This is a genomic window from Dyella sp. AD56, from assembly GCF_002878475.1.
Classification (GTDB): domain Bacteria; phylum Pseudomonadota; class Gammaproteobacteria; order Xanthomonadales; family Rhodanobacteraceae; genus Dyella.
Genome location: NZ_NRDP01000011.1, coordinates 182,713 through 200,218, shown reverse-complemented (window position 1 = coordinate 200,218; position 17,506 = coordinate 182,713). Strand labels below are relative to the sequence as shown.

Below are 17,506 nucleotides of genomic sequence, written 5' to 3'. Positions count from 1 at the left end.
TTTCACTAGTAGGGGCGCTATTCCATGGCCCCTCGATGGGTGCAGCACTGGCGACCGCGGAACATGTATTTCGTTCGGGCGGAAACGTCTCGCCATAGAGATCCGTGTGCTCCTGTGCCGCGATGCGCGACACGTCCGAACAGTCCGCTCGCGCGGCGCCAGACCTCACACCCTACGAGCTTGCGAACGCAGATTCCACACTTCACCGAAGGGATCAGAGCATTCTTAAATTTCGCGGAGAAAAAACCGATCGCAGCTGAAATGCCCCGTGCCGCCCATCGGTGCATCGATGACGCGAAAACCATGGCGGAGATAGAGCTCGCGGGCCGCGTCCATGCCGGTGAGCGTTTCCAGGTAGCAGCGACGGAAGCCATGTGCGCGTGCGGCGTCCAGACAACGCAACATCATCGCGCTACCTGCACCAATGCCTCGCGCTTCGGGCAGGAAGTACATCTTGCGCAGTTCGCATACGTCGGTATCGCCGCCTTCCAACGGCGCAACGCCGCCACCACCGATCACTCGTCCGTCGCGCTCCACCACGAAGTACGCGCTGCGTGGGCGAGCATAGGCTTCGTACATGGCGTCCACCTCCGCGTCGTGGATGGCGAAGCCGGGGCCGTCGGCGCCGAATTCCGGCATGACGGCTCGGATGATGTTGGCTACAGCTGCGTTGTCGCGTGCTTCGATGGGGCGGATGCGGACGTCAGTCATGGCGTACCCTGCGGTGTGCGGTAGATGGTGCCGTCCTTCATCACGAAGACGGGATGCTGAAGATCGTCGACGTGTGCGCTGGGATCGCCAGCGAATGCGACGAGGTCGGCACGCAGGCCGGGAGCGATACGGCCAAAGCTATTCTGCTTGCGCAGGATGCGTGCGGCGACATCGGTGGCGGCATGCAATGCCTGCGGCGGCGTCATGCCATCGCGCACCATATTGGTGGGTTCGCGCCAGTTGTCGCCGTGGGTGAACACGCCCACGTCGCTGCCATTGCCGATGGTGACACCAAGCTTGAGGGCCGTGCGGAAGGCACGCTCGGCTTCCTTCATGCGCGCCGTGGGCTCACTTTGACCGGGCACGTAGTGTTCGAAATACTGCGCGGTGGATTCCACGGCCGTCAGCGTGGGCTCGTAGGCCGTGCCGTGTTGCTTGAGCAGGCGGAAGGTCGCCTCACTCGCGCGATAACCATGCTCGATACTATCCACGCCTGCTTCCACCGCGAGACGTACGCCTTCGTCGCTGGAAGCATGTGCGGCCACGGGGCGGCCGGAGAGATGCGCCGTATCGACGATGGCTTTCATTTCTGCCAGCGACAACGTGGGTTGCGTACTGCCGTCCACGCCGACGCGATAGTCGGCGTACAGCTTGATCCAGTCCGCACCATGGCCGGCTTGTTCGCGCGTGGCGCGGATGGCTTCGTCCACGCCGCTGATTTCCTGCGCGCCACTGGGCAGATCGATGTCGGGACGGAAACCGCGTGGTCCGGGACCGTAGCTGGCGGTTGCCACGATAGCTCGGGTGGCGACGAACATGCGTGGCCCGGGAATCATGCCTTCATCGATAGCGCGCTTGACCGACACGTCGGCGTAGCCGGCACCTTCGGTGCCGAGGTCCCGCAGGGTGGTGAAGCCGGCAAGCAGGGTGGCGCGCGCATGCGCTGCGGCTTCCAGTGTGCGGTAGTCCTGCGGCTCCTTCAGTACCTGATCGTTCCACAGTGTTTCGTTGTACGGGTGCAGGAACACGTGCGAATGCAGGTCGATCAAGCCCGGCGTGAGCGTGCTGCCGGGTAGGGCGATCCGTTGCGCGCCGGCGGGTGTCTTGAGCGTGTCGACGGGACCTACGGCGGTGATCGCACCGTCATGCACCAACACGCCCCATCCAGCGTGTGCGGCGTCGCCGTCGGCAGTCCAGACGCGGTCAGGTACCAGCAGAATGTCGCCCTTGGGCGGTACGGCGGTCGCGGCGGTGACACTGGTGATGGCCAACGCTGCCAGCAGTCCCGCCCAAGTCTTGCCCCGTGTCCAGCGCATCGCGTACTCCCCGTCGTCGATACGCCCGATTGTAGGGCGTGCTCAAGGCGTAGCGGGAGCCGCACTGGCGAGCTGGCGGGCGCAGGCATTGGGGTTGACCTGCGTGGTGGTGACGCAACTGGCAAAGTCTTCGGGCAGGCGTGTGAGCAACAGCGTATCGCCTTGGCGCATGGAGAAGACAGTAATGGGTGACTTGCAGTTCACCTGGCGGGTGCCGCACGAGCCGGGCAGCACCATGTAGTGGCATTGGCCGCTGTCGCTGCGAACACAGCGGAACGTAGCCAGTTCACCGGTGATCTGGATCTTGCTGTCGATCAGATCGATGCCGTTGACGACCTCATGCGTGTCGACGTTTCGCGTCGGCTCGCAGCCGGTAAGCGACAACAACAGATAGAACAGAAGAATCAGCTTTTCCATGGTGACCTCTCGTGATTCTGGGCAGCGTATGGCCGCCTACATGTTTCGGAACAACGTCATGAAGGGTTGGCTCACTACCAGCGTCTCAGGTCGCTGTTTCAGGCGCAGCGTGCCTTTGCCCGTGTCGTCGCGGACCACCGAAGCGACCGCGCGCAGGTTGACGATGGTGGAGCGGTGGATCTGCTTGAACACCGAGGGATCGAGCATGGCGGCCAGTTCACGGATGGGCTTGCGCAGCAGCGCCTCGCCCTCGGCCGTCATGGCGACGGTGTACTTGTTGTCGGCGCGGAAATACGCCACGTCGTCCACCATGATCAGTCGCGTTTCGCGGCCATTGCTGGCGGTGATCCAGGTGAGTGGTTCGGTGCGCGAGCCGGAATGAAGCATCACGTCACGCAGCAATTGGGAGAGCTGGGCCGCCTCGGCGGCCTTCGGCGCGGCCCGTGACTGCAGGCGCTGCATGGTGGCGGTAAGCCGCGTTTCGGTGATGGGCTTGAGCAGGTAATCCACCGCCCCTCGCTCGAAGGCATCGATGGCGTACTGGTCGTAGGCGGTGGTGAACACCACTTGCGTCTGCGGGCTGGCTTCCGCCGCGGCGGCAGCGACTTCCAATCCGCTGAGCCCGGGCATACGGATGTCGAGGAAGGCGATGTCCGGGTGCTGCGCATCGATGGCCTCCAATGCACTCGCGCCGTCTTCGCACTCGGCGACGATCTGCAGCTCCGGCCAGACACGGGCGAGCAGATCACGCAGGGCCGTGCGCAGCAGAACTTCGTCTTCGGCAAGGATGGCAGTGGTCACGACGCGTTATCCGGGGTGTCGGTGCGCAGGGGCACGGTGATCGTGGCGGCCACACCTTCCGGTGCGTTGCTCACGACGGAGAGCGATGCATCGGCACCGTAGATCAGGCGCAGCCGTTCGCGCACATTCTTCAGGCCGATACCGGTGCCACCACCCGCTTCGTTGAAGCCGCGGCCGTCGTCCGCCACGGTGATGGCGATGGCATCGTCGTCGCGGCGCGCCAGGATCCACACGCTGCCGCCGCCGGGCTTGGGCTCCAGGCCATGCTTGATCGCGTTCTCCACCAACGTCTGCAGCATCATCGGCGGGATGGCGACGGCACGCAGTGTGTCGGGCACGTCGATCTGCAGCGAAAGGCGGGGGCCCATGCGCAGACGCATGATCTCAAGGTAAGCGCGTGTGCGTTCCAGTTCGTCGCCGAGCGTGGACAAGGCATCGTCGCGTTGGGGCAGGGAGTGGCGCAGGTAGTGGATCAGGTGGCCCAACATGTGGTCTGCCTGCTGCGGATCGGTGCGCGTCAGGTACTGCGCGCTGGCCAGCGTGTTGTAGAGAAAGTGCGGTTCCACCTGTGCGTGCAGCAGGTTGAGTCGCGCGACGGTGCGCTCTTTCTCGTTCTCCGTCTGGCGGGCGCGCATCTGCTCGTTGCGGCGTTTTTCGGCAATGCGACGCGTGATGGCGCGGGTGATGCCTTCAGCATTTTCCAGGTTGGTGCCGTCATCCACGCGGAACCAGTCGCTCCACGCGCCGGCCTCGGGTTCGCAGATCAGGGTGACGCTGCCAATGCCGTCGCCGGGCGTGACGGTGGCGAAGATCTGGTTACGCAGATGGCCGAACCACTTGGACGGATCGAGCCGTCCCAACGGGTTGTGCGCGCCGTAGGGCTTGGGGCGCTGCACCTTGGCGCGGATCTGCAGGCTATCGCGAGCGCTTTCCACGTCTTCCGTGCGCGGCAGTTCGCGGATGGCTGCGTCGAGCAGATCGAAAGCCTCGCCCGCTTCGAAGGGAATCTCAATCTGGCGGCGCTGACGATTGCCCATCGTGCTGTCGTCGAGGTGGCCGGCGATCAGGCGCACGCGACGCAGATGCGTGACAGCAGTGGTCACCACCATGAGCAGGGCGATAAAGATCACCAGCACGAACATTGGCGCCGTGTCGCGATAACGGAACATCGGACTGTTGGCGAGCAGCAATGCCGCGAACAGCAACACGAAGAACCAGAACACGACGAGGCGTGCCACGAACATAAAGCTCTTCATTACGACTGCATCCTTGGTTTGGATGGGATGCGCCGAAGAATAACCAGCCCGTTCGGCGCCCGCCCGCGCTTTTCGATGAAAACACGCCCGGGGCGACGAAGCGGCCCCGGGTGGGAGTGAATACGGACAGGGGAGGGCGCGGGGAGTACCTGCGCTGGGCGGATCAGGCGGCCGTAAGCGCGCGGGTCACCCGGCTGGCCGTTTCCTTGTGCAACTGGCCGGCCAGCCAGGCGCCGGTGGCGACCAGGATATCCAGGTCGATGCCGGTTTCCATGCCCAGCCCGTGCAGCATGTAGACCACGTCCTCGCTGGCGACGTTGCCGGTGGCGCCCTTGGCGTACGGGCAACCGCCCGTACCGGATACGGAGCTGTCCACCACGCGCACGCCCTCCTCAAGACAAGCGAGGATATTGGCCAGCGCCTGCCCGTAGGTGTCGTGGAAATGCACGGCGAGCGCAGACATGGGCACTTCCGCGGCCACGGCCTTGAGCATGGCGCGCGCCTTGGCCGGCGTGCCGACGCCAATGGTGTCGCCGAGCGACACTTCGTAGCAGCCGACCTCGTACAAGCGGCGCGCCACGCGCACCACGTCGCTCACGGGGACTTCGCCCTGGTACGGGCAACCCAGCACGGTGGAGACGTAACCGCGCACTTTCACGCCGTCTTGCTGTGCGCGCTTCATCACTGGGAGGAAGCGTTCGATCGACTCGTCGATCGACGCGTTGATATTCTTTTGATTGAAGACTTCCGACGCCGCAGTGAACACAGCGATCTCGGTGACGCCAACCGCGCGTGCGCGTTCGTAGCCTTGCTCGTTGGGTACCAGTACGGGGTAGCTCACGCCGGGCACCTTGCGGATACCTTGGAACACCTCGGCGGCGTCTGCCAGTTGCGGCACCCACTTGGGACTGACGAAGCTGGTGGCTTCGATGGTTTTCAGACCGGTGCTGGAAAGGCGATCGATCAACGCGATCTTCACGTTGGCGGGCAGCAGGGTTTTCTCGTTCTGCAGGCCGTCTCGTGCACCGACTTCGACGATGCGGACATGGTTGCTGGTATTCATGCCGCCGAGCATAGCGCGTTCGTGCGGCGGAAGGCGGGCGCAACGGCCCGCCTCCGTGCCCTTACTGAAGCACGTCCAGGTGCATCTGCTTGAGGTAAGGATCGTACAGCGCCTGCGCCTGGGGGGCGGTCATGCCAGTGGCCGATCGGCCTTCCTTGTCCCTGGCCTGCACCGCGAGAACGTAACGGTCCTTGAGCAGCGCCGACACGGCATCTTCACTGGGACTGATCTTGGCGCCGACATAGATGACGATCGGTTCGCCCGCAGGACCGGTTTCAATGATCGGCATATAGTCCGGGCCGCCAATGACTTCCACCATTGACGGTTGCTGTTCCATCAATTTGCGGGTTTCCACGTAATTCTGCACGCTGAGTTGTGTCAAGGAGCGCGTTCCGTCGGCGGCTTGCTTGAACGTCTCCGCCGTGATCCCCGATTCTTTGTCGAGCTCGGGCGGGCGCGTGTCGGTAAGCATGATTTCCACTTGCTTGCCGCCATCCGTACCGTAAACGGCGCTAAGAGTGTTGAACGTGCAGTGCCAATACCAGAAGGGCAGGTCGCCGACGACGGACTTGGGTGGCATCGCCTTGGTCAGCGGATTGCTTTCGCACTTGGCGGTGGATTCGGCAAGCTCGTTGGCGTTTGAGGCATCGGCCGATCCCTGGGTGTCCGCCGGCGGGCTGGCCGCCGTGGCGTGGTCGTCTGTCGGCTTGCCGCATGCGGCAACCAGCAGGGTGAAGGCCAATAGCGCCGGAAGCCGCCGCAACAGCGGCGAGCCGAGTGTCTTACGCATGGTGCATTCCTTGCTGTGCTGAAAGAACGTCGCGGTTTGCCCGCGGCGCTGGAACAAAATTACTGGACGACCAGTTCCACCCGGCGATTGTTGGCGCGGCCGGCGTCGTCGGTATTGCTGGCGACGGGTGCCAGTGAGGCGACGCTCTTGGCCGCCATGCGTGCGGCCGGCACCTTGTAGTCGGCGGCCAGTGTCTTGGCCACTGCGTCGGCGCGATGCTGGGCCAGATCAAGGTTGTGCGCGAACTGCCCCTGGTTGTCGGTGTGGCCGACGATGTACACCTTGAGCTTGGGATTGTCGTTGAGCAGCTTCGCCATCTCCGTCAGCTCGGGCTTCGACTCGGGTTTGACGTCGGCCTTGTCGGTGTCGAAGTAGATGCCGTAGAGGGCGACCTTGCCGTCACTGTTCAGGGCGTTCTGCATGCTCTTGGCATCGAGTACTTTCACCTGGCCCGTCGCCATGGGTTTGGGTTCGACGATTTCCTCGTAGACGTAGTTGGCCTTGTTGGAATCGGTGTCGTCCATCAGGTAGATGAAGGCCCACGTATCGCCGTCGGGGCCGCTGCGCTTGGCCAGCACGGCGCGTTGCTTGTCGTTGAACGAGGAGGGAAACGCCACCGGCATGACGCGGCCCGAAATGACGACGACGTTACTGAACTCAGCGCCGCACGCCGGACCCTTGCAGCTGTACACGGTCTGGAATTTGCCAGCGGCGAGGGCCTGCTCGTAGTTGCGGCTGATTTCCAGCAGCGAGCGGCTGCCATCGATGCGATAGCCGATGCGCGTGACGCGACCTTCGAGCGGCATCATCTTGCCGTCTTTCGTCGTGATAGGTGCGTTGGGTAGCTCCGCTTCGTCGTAGTCGGACTGCTTGTAGCTCTTGATCTCGGCGCCGGTGAAGCGGCTCAGCAGGGGATGGTCCTTGCTGCCTGTCACGTCTTCTGCGTGACTGGCGAAGGTGGTGGTAGCGAGCAGCAGGCCGAGCAGAAGGGTCGTGCGCAACATCGTGGGTCTTCCTTGAAGTGGGACTGCCTCGTGGGCAGCGCGCCATTTGTACTCGCAAGATTCTTCGTATGTGTGACTGCGGGCTAACCCGGCCGTACGAATGTGCGGCGCTTCAATCTTTTGCTGGCTGAGGGCCAGGGCCGATGCGCAGCGAACCGGCCATCTGCTTGATTACCGGCCCCCAAGTAGCGTGATCCGCCGCGTCGTACTCGAATCGCACCGCGGCATACACATCGTTATGGATGGCCATCTTCTCGTACACGATGCGACCCTTCGGCGTCAGGCAGGAGAAAGCGATGAAGGTGGGTTTGTTCACCTCATACGACACCTTGCCGGGCGCGCAATGCGTTTCATCGTCGTGCAACAGGCTGGCCCGCGTGTCATCCGGTGAGGCGTACTTGCCCCAGACCGCGATGTCCGCCTTGCCGGATTTAGGCGCGAAATCCAGCCCATCACCCGATGCCGATTCGGTGCCCGGCACCAGAAGTTCGTCGGGATAATCCACCATATAGTCGTAGACGACGTTGTGATATGTGGCTGCGGTTTTATCCCGCATCTTGTACAGCGGGTTGGTCGGGTCTGCCCGCTCGGCGAACACGTTGAAGACCAGCCCCGCCGGTCCGATGCACTTGGGCAGCGCGGCGGCGGGATGCTCCAGCGTGAAGTCGACAAATCGCGGATGCGCCGCATCGACGTCTACGCCCAGCTTCACCAGGCCATTGGCCCCGTTGTCACGGAACTGATGCGTTGTCGCCCATTCGCCGTTAGGCAGAGCCTCGGACGTGTCGCCCGATTCGTCGGTTTCGGAAAAGAAGGTTGCCGTGCCATCCACGACGGCGTGGCAGTTCGACGCCGAGTCGTACACCACGTGATACCGGATGGCGCGTTTGCCATCGACCTTGGCGCCTTCGGCGATCGTGATCACCGTGGTGGCGCTTTGCTGCCGATCGGTCAGGGTGGTGCTGGCGATGGTGCGCAAGGCGGGCTTGTCATCCGCATGCTCCGATGCCGCCACGCCCAAAGCCAGAACCGGTATCCATAGGCCTGCGGCCCAGGTTCTCTTGTCGAACATTCGTCGAAACTCCCTTTATGACGATGATGATATGAGCGGGCCACGAGGTGCCGGCGCTGTTCCCCGCAGGCCACATCCGTTGCGCCGCGGGGATGGTATCCGTCAGTCGGCGAAGCGCAGTAGCACCGTGTCGGCTTCGACGAAGTCGCCTTGCGCAGCATGGATGCTCGCGATGTTGCCGGCGCGGGGTGCCTTCAGCGCCAGCTCCATCTTCATCGCTTCCATCACCAGGAGCTCCTGACCTTCTTCCACCGTGTCGCCCGCGCTTGCCTTCACCAGCACGATACGGCCGGGCATCGGTGCAACGATCTGGTTGCCGCCCGCCGCTTCTTTCGACTCCCACGCAAACGCCGCCGCGCGCTCGAACACGTGACGGTAGCCGTGAGCGTCGTGGACGGTCACGCGTGCAGCATCGGTGCGCACTGGCACGCGTACGGACTCGCCGTCGAAGCGCGCGCTGAGTGCCTCGTCGCCGAGTCGCGCACCCTGTACGTCACACGCGGTATCGCCGTGGTGCAGCCGGTAGTTGCCGTCATGGCCGTACGCTTCGACTTCGTGACGTTGGCCGTGCAGCGACAGCGCCACGATGCGTTTGCCGGCATGGCCCACACGCCATGCATCCGCACGCAACCACGGTGAGTGCGGGTCAGCGGGGTTCGCCACGACGCTGCGTTCGTCATGGATCAGCGCAGCGACGGCGGCTGCAAAAAGTACGCGCGCCTGGGGTGCCGCGTCGCCGGCCAGGAATTGGTCCAGATGGCGATCGAGGTAGCCGGTATCGATGCGGCCTTCGACCACCACGGGGTGGCGCGACAGGCGTTCAAGAAACGCAATATTGGATTTTGGTCCGACGATCTCGCTGGCCATCAGTGCATCACGCAAGCGCTGCAGAGCCTGCGGGCGATCGACGTCCCACACGATGAGTTTGGCGATCATCGGGTCGTAGAAGATGGTGACCGTGTCGCCTTCGATCACGCCGCCGTCCAGGCGTACATGGCGCGATGGCGAGGGCAGGCGCAGCTTGATCAGCTTGCCCGAGCCGGGCAGGAAGTTCTGGTCGGGATCTTCGGCGTATAGGCGCACTTCGATGGCGTGACCGTTTGCCTTGATCTGTTCCTGTGCGAGCGGCAGGGGCTGGCCGGCGGCCACGCGCAACTGCCATTCCACCAAGTCCAGTCCAAGCGTTTCTTCGGTGACCGGATGTTCCACTTGCAGGCGCGTATTCATCTCCATGAAGAAGAACTCGCCGCCTTGGCCGACGATGAATTCCACCGTGCCCGCGCCGACGTAGTTCACTGCCTTCGCAGCGGCCACGGCGGCGGCGCCCATCGCGGTGCGGCGTGCATCGTCGAGGAAGGGCGAGGGCGTTTCCTCCAGCACCTTCTGGTAGCGACGTTGCGCGGAGCATTCGCGCTCATTGAGATGGATGACGTTGCCTTGCGTGTCGCCGAATACCTGGAATTCGATGTGGCGCGGATGTTCGACGTAGCGTTCGAGGATGACGCGCGTGTCGCCGAACGAACTGGCTGCCTCGCGCTGTGCGGAGGCGAGCGCCGCGGCAAATTCAGCCTCGCTGTGCACGATGCGCATGCCCTTGCCGCCGCCGCCGGAGGCTGCCTTGATCATCAGCGGGAAACCCGTGCGGCGCGCTTGCTCGGCGAGCACCTCGTCGGACTGGTCCGCGCCGTGGTAACCGGGTACCAACGGCACGTCGTGCTTTTCCATCAGCGCCTTGGCCGCTGCCTTGGAACCCATAGCGTCGATGCTTTCCGGACGCGGGCCGATAAACACGATGCCGGCCTCAGTGCAGGCGCGTGCAAAGGCGGTGTTCTCGGACAGGAAGCCATAGCCGGGGTGAATCGCCTGCGCACCGCTCTTGCGTGCCACGTCCAGGATCACGTCGCCGCGCAGATAGGACTCGGTCGGCCGCGGGCCGCCGATCGGCCACGCCTCATCCGCCAGCCGCACATGCTGCGCGTTGGCGTCGGCCTCCGAATACACCGCGATGGTGTGGATGCCGAGGCGCCGGCAGGTGCGAATGACGCGGCAGGCGATTTCGCCGCGGTTGGCAATGAGTACGCGCTCGAACATGCGGCTTCCGGGGGACGGTGCGAAGCTGTCAAAACTAGCAGATTGCTGCGCTGCCGCCGATGCGCAGCGCAGCATGGGGCGCCCCAGTGGAGCGGGCTGGCGCTATTCGCCTTCCCAGTAACCGACCTGCATGTCCGCGCGCGTCACCATCCTGAAACCTTGCGGCGAACCATCGGCGGCGGGCGGGTACTCGGCAAGGATGCCGATCTTGCCGGTATCCGGGTAATCGCAGATCTCGGGCGTTTCCTTGGAGCTCACCGCGAGGTAGCGCATTTCGGTCGTACCGGTGTTGATGATCTGGTGCGCCTTTTCCGGGCCGCCAGGGGGACAGGCAATTACGTCGCCTACCCGGATCGGATAACGCTGGTCGCCGATGCGCACCTCGCCACTGCCTTCGAGGATGAAAAACATCTCCTCGTTGATGCGATGGTTATGCAGCGGAAATGCGCGCTTGCCCGGTGGCACGGCCGTGATGTTGTAGCCCAGTTTCTTCGCGCCAACCTGCATGGAGAAGCGGCCCATGCGCGCTTCGAACCGCTCGGCGGCGTCGCCGGTGGGGCCCATGCCGGGCGGGAAGGGCTGCAGCTCGACGTCGGCGATGTTGATGATGGGATGCGTCATGGTGTTATGCCCCTGGATGAAATCATTCCGGCGAGTGGCAGACGGCTTCGATGTTGTGCCCATCGGGATCGAGCACAAAGGCGCCGTAGTAATGCGCGTGGTAATGCGGGCGAAGGCCCGGTGCGCCGTTGTCCTTGGCGCCTGCTTCGAGTGCGGCACGGTGGAAGGCCATCACCGCGCCTCGGTTGGGCGCGGTGAATGCCACGTGCACGGCGCCCGTGGCGTGATTGGCCTGCTGCGACGTGCCGATCCAGAACGTGGGGCGGCCACTCATGCCGAAGCCTGCGTGTGCGCCATCGCCGGTCTGCTCTGCCGTGACTTCCATGACCAACTCGCCGCCCAGTGTCGCGAGCACCTTGCGGTAGAACTCGCGGCTTCGTTCGTAACCTGAAACCTGCAACCCTACGTGGTCGATCATGGCACCGTTCCTTTGCGCAATGGAGCGGCGAGTATGCGACAGAAAGCGTCAGCCCTGGTTACACCATGACGCGGCACGCTTGCCGAGGAACGCACCCAGTCCTTCCTGGCCTTCTGCGGACACGCGCAGGCGCGCAATGAGCGCGGCATTTTCGCGATCGATTTGCGCGGCGTGGTTTTCGTCGGCGCCAGCCATGCGCAAGGCAAGCTGCTTGGCTTCGGCCTGTGCCACCGGACCGGCCTTGGCGAGTAGGCCGAGCGTCGTGTTGACGGCGTCGTCCAACTGCTCGACGGGAACGCACTGATGGAGCAGGCCGATCTGCAAGGCCGTGGCCGCATCGAACAGTTCACCGGTGACGAAAAGGCGGCGCGCCTGGCGCAGCCCAATGGCGTGGATGACGTAGGGCGAGATCACCGCTGGCACCAGGCCGAGTTTCACCTCGGTGAGACCAAAGCGTGCCGTATCCACGCCAATGGCAATGTCGCAGCAAGCCACCAGCCCGACGCCGCCGCCATAGGCGGCGCCATTCACGCGGGCGATAGTGGGCTTGGGCAGGTATTGCAGCGTGCGCATCAGTGTGGCGAGGCGCAGGGAGTCTTCGCGGTTCTCCGCTTCGCTCGCACCGACCATGCTGCGCATCCAGTTCAAGTCCGCGCCGGCGGAGAAGCTGGCGCCTTCGCCCGTGAGCACGACTGCACGCACGTTGCCGTCTTCGCCCGCGTGCTCCAGCGCCGCGGTGAGTTCGGCGATCAGGCCATCGTCAAAGGCGTTGTGCACCTGCGGGCGATTCAGGGTGATGCGGCGGACGCCGCCGTGATCGGCGATCTGGATGCTTTGGCTCATGAGTCGCTCCTGCTGGGGAGCGACATCGTAAACCGAACCCTTCCCCACGATGTTCTTCGCCGAAGCGGCGCGCCTCAGTCCTTGGCCGGAAGCACCAGGAATTCCGCGGCTTCCAGGGCCGAGCCCTGCCAGTGGCCGGAAGACACATCGCGCCACCACGGTTGCACGGCTTCGACACGCGCGGGCTCCACGGCTTCACCCAGCCGCGGCATGACCAGGCCTTCGGGCACCTTGGCCAGCAGCACTTCTGCCGGTTCAGCCCACGGATGCATGGCGAGGTTAAAGGTGCCCCAGTGCACCGGCAGGAAGCGTCCGCTGCCAAGCTGGCGCCACGCGGTGATGGCGTTGTCCGGTCCCAGGTGCACGCTGCCCCATGAGGGATGGAACGCGCCCACTTCGATCATCACCAGATCGAACGGCCCCAACCGTTGGCCGATCTCCGCAAAGTGCGGCGACAGGCCCGTATCACCGCTGAAGAACACGGAATGCCGCTCGCCGCGCAATACGAAGGAAGACCATAGCGTGGCATTGCGGTCACGCAGGCTACGCCCGGAAAAGTGGTGCGACGGAGCAGCAGTGAGCCTCAAGCCGCGTGGCAGCGTGGTGCTTTCCCACCAGTCCAGCTCGATGATGCGTTCGGCCGGCACGCCCCACGCTTCCAGATGCACGCCCACGCCCAGCGAGGTGATGAACGGCACCTGCAGCTTTGCCAGCGCACGGATGCTCGAGTAGTCGAGATGGTCGTAGTGGTCGTGCGAGATCAGCACGGCGTCCAGCGGCGGCAACGCGGCGATGTCCACCGGCACCGGCTGGAAGCGCTTGGGCCCCATGAAGGAGAAGGGCGACGCGCGTTCGCCCCAGACCGGATCGGTGAGCACGCGTACGCCGTCGATCTCCAGCAGCACGGTCGAATGGCCCAACCAGGTGGTGCGCAAGCCGGTTTCCACCGGGCGCGTCCACTGCTGGCGGGGATCGAGTGAGGGCAGCGGCTTCGACGGTGTACGGCCTTCGCCTCGGAAGATGAAGTCGACCAGCGACGGCTTGTCGTCCTCGACGCGCGGCGCGCTGGAGCGGTAGGTGTTGACGAAGCTCTCGCCGCCGTACTGCGGGGAAGCTTGCATGCGTTCCAGGCGCAATCCGCCCGCATGTCGGTTGAACAGAGCCATGGAAACCTCGGCATCGATGTGGCCCGGCGGTGCGTTGTCGCCTCACCGGTATGGCTGCGCCGCCATGTCGTCGCGGCGCCTTGTTCAATGGCTATCGGGGCGTCGGCGTCCAGTTCCAAGTGCGCGCCACTGGCGGTGGTTCAGCCTTCATGTTCTTGCGGTGGTGGATGCCACGGCGGCAATGGGCCGCGCTGCAGTCCGCAGGGGAGTAATGTACAATGCGAACCATTCTTATTTGAGTTGGTGACCAGTGCGCCTGTCCGATCTTCCGAAAGGGGCTACTGCCGTGGTGGACCGAGTGGACGATGCTCATGCTTCCGACGTGATCGCGCAGCGACTGCGCGACCTCGGTTTCGTATCGGGCGAGCCGGTTCGCGTGGTGGCGCAGGGTCCGCTGGGCGCGGACCCGTTGCTGATCCAGATCGGCTCCACACGCTTCGCCCTGCGCCGCAAGGAAGCCGAGCGCGTGCTGGTGAACGCGGAGACCGTTGCATGAGTGCGAGCACCCTGCGCATTGCCTTGGTTGGCAATCCCAACTGCGGCAAGACCGCGTTGTTCAACCAGCTCACCGGTGGCCGCCAGAAGGTGGCGAACTACGCCGGCGTGACGGTGGAGCGCAAAGAAGGTCGCTTCACTGCACCCTCCGGCCGCGTGTTGCAGGTGTTGGACTTGCCGGGCACGTACAGCTTCGACGCCACCAGCCCCGACGAGCAGATCACCCGCGACGTGCTGGAAGGCAATTATCCGGGCGAGTCGGTGCCGGATCTGGTTGTCTGCGTGGCCGATGCGACCAACCTGCGCCTGCATCTGCGCTTTGTGCTGGAAGTGAAGCGACTTGGCCTTCCGGTGGTGTTGGCGCTGAACATGATGGACGCGGCGCGCCGCCGTGGCGTGGTGATCGACGTGGCGGAGCTGTCGCGCCGCCTTGGCATCCCCGTGGTGGAAACCGTCGCGGTGAAGCGCGATGGCGTGAAGGCGCTGATTGCCCAGGTCGACGGCGAGATTCCACAGGCCGCACCCGCACAACCCGATGACGCGGCCAGCCGCGCCGACCTTCACGTGCAAGTACGCGAACTGATGGCGGCCACCGTCACCATGCCGCGCGCCACCGCGAAGATCGACGATGCGCTGGATCGCTGGGCACTGCATCCGGTGTTCGGGCTGCTGATTCTCACGGTCGTGATGTTCCTGGTGTTCCAGGCGGTGTACGCCGCTGGCAAACCGATGTCCGACCTGATCGGCGATGGCTTCGGCTGGCTCGGCGAGCACGTCACCGCGTGGATGCCGGCGGGGCCGCTGCAAAGTCTGCTCGTCGATGGCGTGTTCGGCGGCCTGGGCACGGTGATCGGCTTCCTACCCGTCATCCTGGTGCTGTTTTTCTTCATCCTGGTGTTGGAGGAATCCGGCTACCTGCCGCGCGCGGCGTTCCTGCTCGATCGCCTGATGGTGTCGGTCGGTTTGACGGGGCGTTCGTTCATTCCGCTGCTTTCGAGTTTTGCCTGCGCCATCCCCGGCATCATGGGCACGCGCAGCATCACCGATCCGCGTGATCGCCTCTCGACCATTCTCGTCGCGCCGTTGATGACGTGCTCGGCGCGATTGCCGGTGTATGCACTGCTGATCGGCGCGTTCATTCCCACGCGCCGTGTGCTGGGCATCTTCAACATGCAGGGCCTGGTGCTGTTCGCGTTGTATGCGGCGGGCATTGTCGGCGCCATGGTGGTGGGTTGGGTGATGAAGAAGCTGCGACGCGATCGCAGCGAACACGCGCTGCTGATGGAGCTGCCGTCGTACCGCCTGCCGAAGGTGCGCGACGTGGCCATCGGCTTGTGGGAGCGCGGCATGATCTTCCTCAAGCGCCTCACTGGCGTGATCCTGGGCCTGACGATCCTGATGTGGGTGCTGTCCAGCTTCCCGGCGGCGCCTGCTGGCGCTACGGGCCCGGCCATCGACTACAGCTTCGCCGGTTACCTCGGTCGCGGTCTGCAGTACATCTTTTTTGCGCCGCTGGGTTTCAACTGGCAGATCAGCGTGTCGCTGATTCCCGCCTTCGCCGCGCGCGAAACCGCCGTGGCTGCGCTCGCCACGGTGTACGCAGTGGGTGGTGATGGTGCCGATAGCGCGGGTCTAGCGCAGGCGCTGGCGGCCAACTTCTCGCTGCCCAGCGCGCTGTCGCTGCTGGTGTGGTTCGCGTTCGCGCCGCAGTGTATGTCCACGCTGGCGGTGATCCGTCGCGAAACCAACTCCTGGCGCAACGTGGGCATCTCGTTCGGCTACATGTTCGCGGTGGCTTACGTGGCCTCGTTCCTCACCTATCAGATCGCGAGCTGGCTGACATGAGTACCGGTCTGGTCGTGCAGTACGTGATCGTCGGCGTGGTCGCGCTGTTCGGTGTGTGGATTACGTTCCGCAAGCTGGCGCCACGGCTGAGCAGTCGCTGGTTGGCAACGCTGGCGCTTCGTCTCGATCGTTCGGGGAGTGCCGCATGGCAACGCGCGTTTGCGCGTCGCCTGCAGCCCAAGCAATCTACCGGTAACTGCAGCGACGGTTGCGATACCTGCGGCTCCTGTGGCCCGAAGCCACCTGCGGCAGCGCGCGACGTGCATCCGCTGGAGTTCCGCCCGCGCGGTAAGTAACGCGCAACACCCCATAGCGATCGATCGGGACGCGCATAGCGTCCCGATCGTTGTGTCGCTTACCAGGCCGTACCGCCGGCGTAGTCGCTGGACAGGGTGGTGTTCAGCTGGGACAGAATGGTGGCGTCCGTGGTCACCAGACCCAACTCGCGGTTGTAGTTGAGCGAGGCCGAAGAGAAGTTCTCCGAGCCCACGAACGCGCGCGCGTTGGCGGTGCCGTAGTCGGCCACGATGGCCTTGGCATGGATGTACAACGGCGCCGTCTCGGCGTACGTGGTGATGTTCACGCCAGCCTTCTTCAGTGCGTTGAACTCAGTGGCATAGTCGTTGGCATCATTGGTCATGCACACGGTGACGGCCACGCCGCGCTTGGCTGCGTTCTCCAGCGCGGTGACGATGCTGCTGTAGCTCATCTCCTCGTTCTCCACCTGCAGGGTGGACTGCGCACTGTTGATCACATTGAGCAGTTGCGTCTTCGAGTTTGTCGGGCTCCACACCAGGTCGTCACCCACCGGCGGCGTGATGGTCTGAGAGGCGAAGTCCGCGCTGAAGGTGCTTTCGATGGCCGCGACGTCGGCCGCATCGTTCTCGATCACCGCAAAGTCGCGACTGGTGCTGTAGTAACGGCTGGTCAGGTTGAGCGACATGATGGCCGCGGTGGTGCCATCGACCACGATGGATTTCTCATGCGTGGCGTCGTACTTGGTCCAGGCCCAGACCGCCGTTGCACCACAGCTGTTGAGCTGGTTATAGGCGCTGAGGTTGTTGTTGTATTCAAGGTTCTGATCGAGGATCACGCGCACCGCCACGCCGTTGGCGGCAGCTTGGCAAAGCAGGGATTGCGCCTGCGTGTCGACCAGTTCGTACATGGTCATGTCGATGGTGCTGTTGGCCGACTGGATCAGGTTGTAGATCGGGGTCAGGCCCTGATCCGGTTCGATCACCAATGTCCGGGTGACCGTGCTGGCCGACGGCGATGCCGCCAGTGCCGGTGTCGCTACCGTGGCTAGGCCTGCGTACAGCAGGGTGGCGGTGACGACGGGTGCGCAGAGCGCGAACAGATTGCAACGAGACTTCATGACGAGCTCCCTTCGTGATGTGACGTTGGTTGGAGCGCAGCGTGATCGCCGCGCCTTTAGCCGCCCCATGCGTTGCCGCGGCAACGCGGTGAAACGCGCACGCCGGGGGTGATCCGTATGCGGCGGCAGTGCGCATGACACTGCGCTTATATGACAGGGAGCCTTCGCCGAGACTTGGCAAGTTCATGCGGTCAGGCACGATGCAGCTAGTGCTGTTTGCGC

Annotated in this window: 18 protein-coding genes; 3 read left to right on the top strand and 15 right to left on the bottom strand. The window is 64.1% G+C overall.

The window, feature by feature from the left end; translation table 11 throughout:
* Positions 1-225: 225 nt before the first annotated feature.
* From DyAD56_RS09105 to DyAD56_RS09040, 14 genes are all read right to left on the bottom strand, one after another.
* Complete coding sequence (locus tag DyAD56_RS09105; RefSeq protein ID WP_102302441.1) at positions 226-711, bottom strand: GNAT family N-acetyltransferase; 486 nt, start codon at positions 709-711, stop codon at positions 226-228.
* Positions 708-2,027 carry an amidohydrolase family protein gene (locus DyAD56_RS09100; RefSeq protein WP_102302440.1) on the bottom strand — a complete coding sequence of 440 codons (1,320 nt, stop codon included), beginning with the start codon at positions 2,025-2,027 and terminating at the stop codon, positions 708-710. The genes DyAD56_RS09105 and DyAD56_RS09100 overlap by 4 nt, the downstream gene beginning before the upstream one ends.
* Positions 2,028-2,069: 42 nt before the next feature.
* Positions 2,070-2,444, bottom strand: coding sequence for a hypothetical protein (locus tag DyAD56_RS09095; RefSeq protein WP_102302439.1), 375 nt, complete (start codon positions 2,442-2,444; stop codon positions 2,070-2,072).
* A gap of 36 nt (positions 2,445-2,480) precedes the next feature.
* Positions 2,481-3,245 carry a LytTR family DNA-binding domain-containing protein gene (locus tag DyAD56_RS09090; RefSeq protein WP_102302438.1) on the bottom strand — a complete coding sequence of 255 codons (765 nt, stop codon included), beginning with the start codon at positions 3,243-3,245 and terminating at the stop codon, positions 2,481-2,483.
* Complete coding sequence (locus DyAD56_RS09085) at positions 3,242-4,501, bottom strand: histidine kinase (protein ID WP_102302437.1); 1,260 nt, start codon at positions 4,499-4,501, stop codon at positions 3,242-3,244. Before DyAD56_RS09085 ends, DyAD56_RS09090 begins: the two co-directional genes overlap by 4 nt.
* Before the next feature lie 163 nt (positions 4,502-4,664).
* On the bottom strand, positions 4,665-5,564 hold the full coding sequence (locus tag DyAD56_RS09080; RefSeq protein WP_102302603.1) for a hydroxymethylglutaryl-CoA lyase: 900 nt from the start codon (positions 5,562-5,564) through the stop codon (positions 4,665-4,667).
* A 61-nt stretch (positions 5,565-5,625) separates the two neighbouring features.
* Entirely contained in the window at positions 5,626-6,354 is a 729-nt protein-coding gene (locus DyAD56_RS09075; RefSeq protein ID WP_146010475.1) for a hypothetical protein, read from the bottom strand.
* 59 nt (positions 6,355-6,413) lie between these two features.
* Positions 6,414-7,358 (bottom strand): OmpA family protein, encoded by a 945-nt coding sequence (locus DyAD56_RS09070; protein ID WP_102302435.1) that lies wholly within the window; start codon positions 7,356-7,358, stop codon positions 6,414-6,416.
* A gap of 112 nt (positions 7,359-7,470) precedes the next feature.
* Complete coding sequence (locus DyAD56_RS09065; RefSeq protein WP_102302434.1) at positions 7,471-8,430, bottom strand: hypothetical protein; 960 nt, start codon at positions 8,428-8,430, stop codon at positions 7,471-7,473.
* Positions 8,431-8,532: 102 nt separating this feature from the next.
* Positions 8,533-10,521 carry a biotin carboxylase N-terminal domain-containing protein gene (locus tag DyAD56_RS09060; protein WP_102302433.1) on the bottom strand — a complete coding sequence of 663 codons (1,989 nt, stop codon included), beginning with the start codon at positions 10,519-10,521 and terminating at the stop codon, positions 8,533-8,535.
* 102 nt (positions 10,522-10,623) lie between these two features.
* A complete protein-coding gene (locus DyAD56_RS09055; protein ID WP_102302432.1) occupies positions 10,624-11,142 on the bottom strand; it encodes a cupin domain-containing protein in 519 nt (172 codons plus the stop codon).
* Positions 11,143-11,164: 22 nt separating this feature from the next.
* On the bottom strand, positions 11,165-11,560 hold the full coding sequence (locus DyAD56_RS09050) for a VOC family protein (protein WP_102302431.1): 396 nt from the start codon (positions 11,558-11,560) through the stop codon (positions 11,165-11,167).
* A gap of 48 nt (positions 11,561-11,608) precedes the next feature.
* Positions 11,609-12,403, bottom strand: coding sequence for an enoyl-CoA hydratase/isomerase family protein (locus tag DyAD56_RS09045; RefSeq protein WP_102302430.1), 795 nt, complete (start codon positions 12,401-12,403; stop codon positions 11,609-11,611).
* Positions 12,404-12,477: 74 nt separating this feature from the next.
* The gene (locus tag DyAD56_RS09040; protein ID WP_233202354.1) at positions 12,478-13,569 is read right to left on the bottom strand and encodes an MBL fold metallo-hydrolase; all 1,092 of its coding nucleotides are present in this window, start codon (positions 13,567-13,569) and stop codon (positions 12,478-12,480) included.
* A gap of 250 nt (positions 13,570-13,819) precedes the next feature.
* Here DyAD56_RS09040 and DyAD56_RS09035 point away from each other — a divergent pair, with 250 nt between their 5' ends.
* From DyAD56_RS09035 to DyAD56_RS09025, 3 genes are read left to right on the top strand one after another with little or no spacing between them, the layout of a single operon-like run.
* Positions 13,820-14,065, top strand: a complete 246-nt coding sequence (locus tag DyAD56_RS09035) for a FeoA family protein (RefSeq protein ID WP_102302429.1) — start codon at positions 13,820-13,822, stop codon at positions 14,063-14,065.
* On the top strand, positions 14,062-15,909 hold the full coding sequence (locus tag DyAD56_RS09030; RefSeq protein ID WP_102302428.1) for a ferrous iron transporter B: 1,848 nt from the start codon (positions 14,062-14,064) through the stop codon (positions 15,907-15,909). Before DyAD56_RS09035 ends, DyAD56_RS09030 begins: the two co-directional genes overlap by 4 nt.
* Positions 15,906-16,205 carry a DUF6587 family protein gene (locus DyAD56_RS09025; protein WP_102302427.1) on the top strand — a complete coding sequence of 100 codons (300 nt, stop codon included), beginning with the start codon at positions 15,906-15,908 and terminating at the stop codon, positions 16,203-16,205. The genes DyAD56_RS09030 and DyAD56_RS09025 overlap by 4 nt, the downstream gene beginning before the upstream one ends.
* Positions 16,206-16,264: 59 nt before the next feature.
* On the opposite strand, the gene DyAD56_RS09020 is transcribed toward DyAD56_RS09025, so the two are convergent.
* Entirely contained in the window at positions 16,265-17,284 is a 1,020-nt protein-coding gene (locus tag DyAD56_RS09020; RefSeq protein WP_158241300.1) for a phospholipase D-like domain-containing protein, read from the bottom strand.
* Between the last annotated feature and the right edge of the window lie 222 nt (positions 17,285-17,506).

What these genes read in the sequence shown, in the direction of transcription:
- DyAD56_RS09050 (WP_102302431.1), bottom strand. Translation starts at nt 11,560, where the DNA reads ATGATCGACCACGTAGGGTTGCAGGTTTCAGGTTACGAACGAAGCCGC.
- DyAD56_RS09060 (WP_102302433.1), bottom strand. Translation starts at nt 10,521, where the DNA reads ATGTTCGAGCGCGTACTCATTGCCAACCGCGGCGAAATCGCCTGCCGC.
- DyAD56_RS09040 (WP_233202354.1), bottom strand. Translation starts at nt 13,569, where the DNA reads ATGGCTCTGTTCAACCGACATGCGGGCGGATTGCGCCTGGAACGCATG.
- DyAD56_RS09105 (WP_102302441.1), bottom strand. Translation starts at nt 711, where the DNA reads ATGACTGACGTCCGCATCCGCCCCATCGAAGCACGCGACAACGCAGCT.
- DyAD56_RS09070 (WP_102302435.1), bottom strand. Translation starts at nt 7,358, where the DNA reads ATGTTGCGCACGACCCTTCTGCTCGGCCTGCTGCTCGCTACCACCACC.
- DyAD56_RS09020 (WP_158241300.1), bottom strand. Translation starts at nt 17,284, where the DNA reads ATGAAGTCTCGTTGCAATCTGTTCGCGCTCTGCGCACCCGTCGTCACC.
- DyAD56_RS09025 (WP_102302427.1), top strand. Translation starts at nt 15,906, where the DNA reads ATGAGTACCGGTCTGGTCGTGCAGTACGTGATCGTCGGCGTGGTCGCG.
- DyAD56_RS09030 (WP_102302428.1), top strand. Translation starts at nt 14,062, where the DNA reads ATGAGTGCGAGCACCCTGCGCATTGCCTTGGTTGGCAATCCCAACTGC.
- DyAD56_RS09055 (WP_102302432.1), bottom strand. Translation starts at nt 11,142, where the DNA reads ATGACGCATCCCATCATCAACATCGCCGACGTCGAGCTGCAGCCCTTC.
- DyAD56_RS09095 (WP_102302439.1), bottom strand. Translation starts at nt 2,444, where the DNA reads ATGGAAAAGCTGATTCTTCTGTTCTATCTGTTGTTGTCGCTTACCGGC.
- DyAD56_RS09045 (WP_102302430.1), bottom strand. Translation starts at nt 12,403, where the DNA reads ATGAGCCAAAGCATCCAGATCGCCGATCACGGCGGCGTCCGCCGCATC.
- DyAD56_RS09085 (WP_102302437.1), bottom strand. Translation starts at nt 4,501, where the DNA reads ATGAAGAGCTTTATGTTCGTGGCACGCCTCGTCGTGTTCTGGTTCTTC.
- DyAD56_RS09075 (WP_146010475.1), bottom strand. Translation starts at nt 6,354, where the DNA reads ATGCGTAAGACACTCGGCTCGCCGCTGTTGCGGCGGCTTCCGGCGCTA.
- DyAD56_RS09080 (WP_102302603.1), bottom strand. Translation starts at nt 5,564, where the DNA reads ATGAATACCAGCAACCATGTCCGCATCGTCGAAGTCGGTGCACGAGAC.
- DyAD56_RS09100 (WP_102302440.1), bottom strand. Translation starts at nt 2,027, where the DNA reads ATGCGCTGGACACGGGGCAAGACTTGGGCGGGACTGCTGGCAGCGTTG.
- DyAD56_RS09065 (WP_102302434.1), bottom strand. Translation starts at nt 8,430, where the DNA reads ATGTTCGACAAGAGAACCTGGGCCGCAGGCCTATGGATACCGGTTCTG.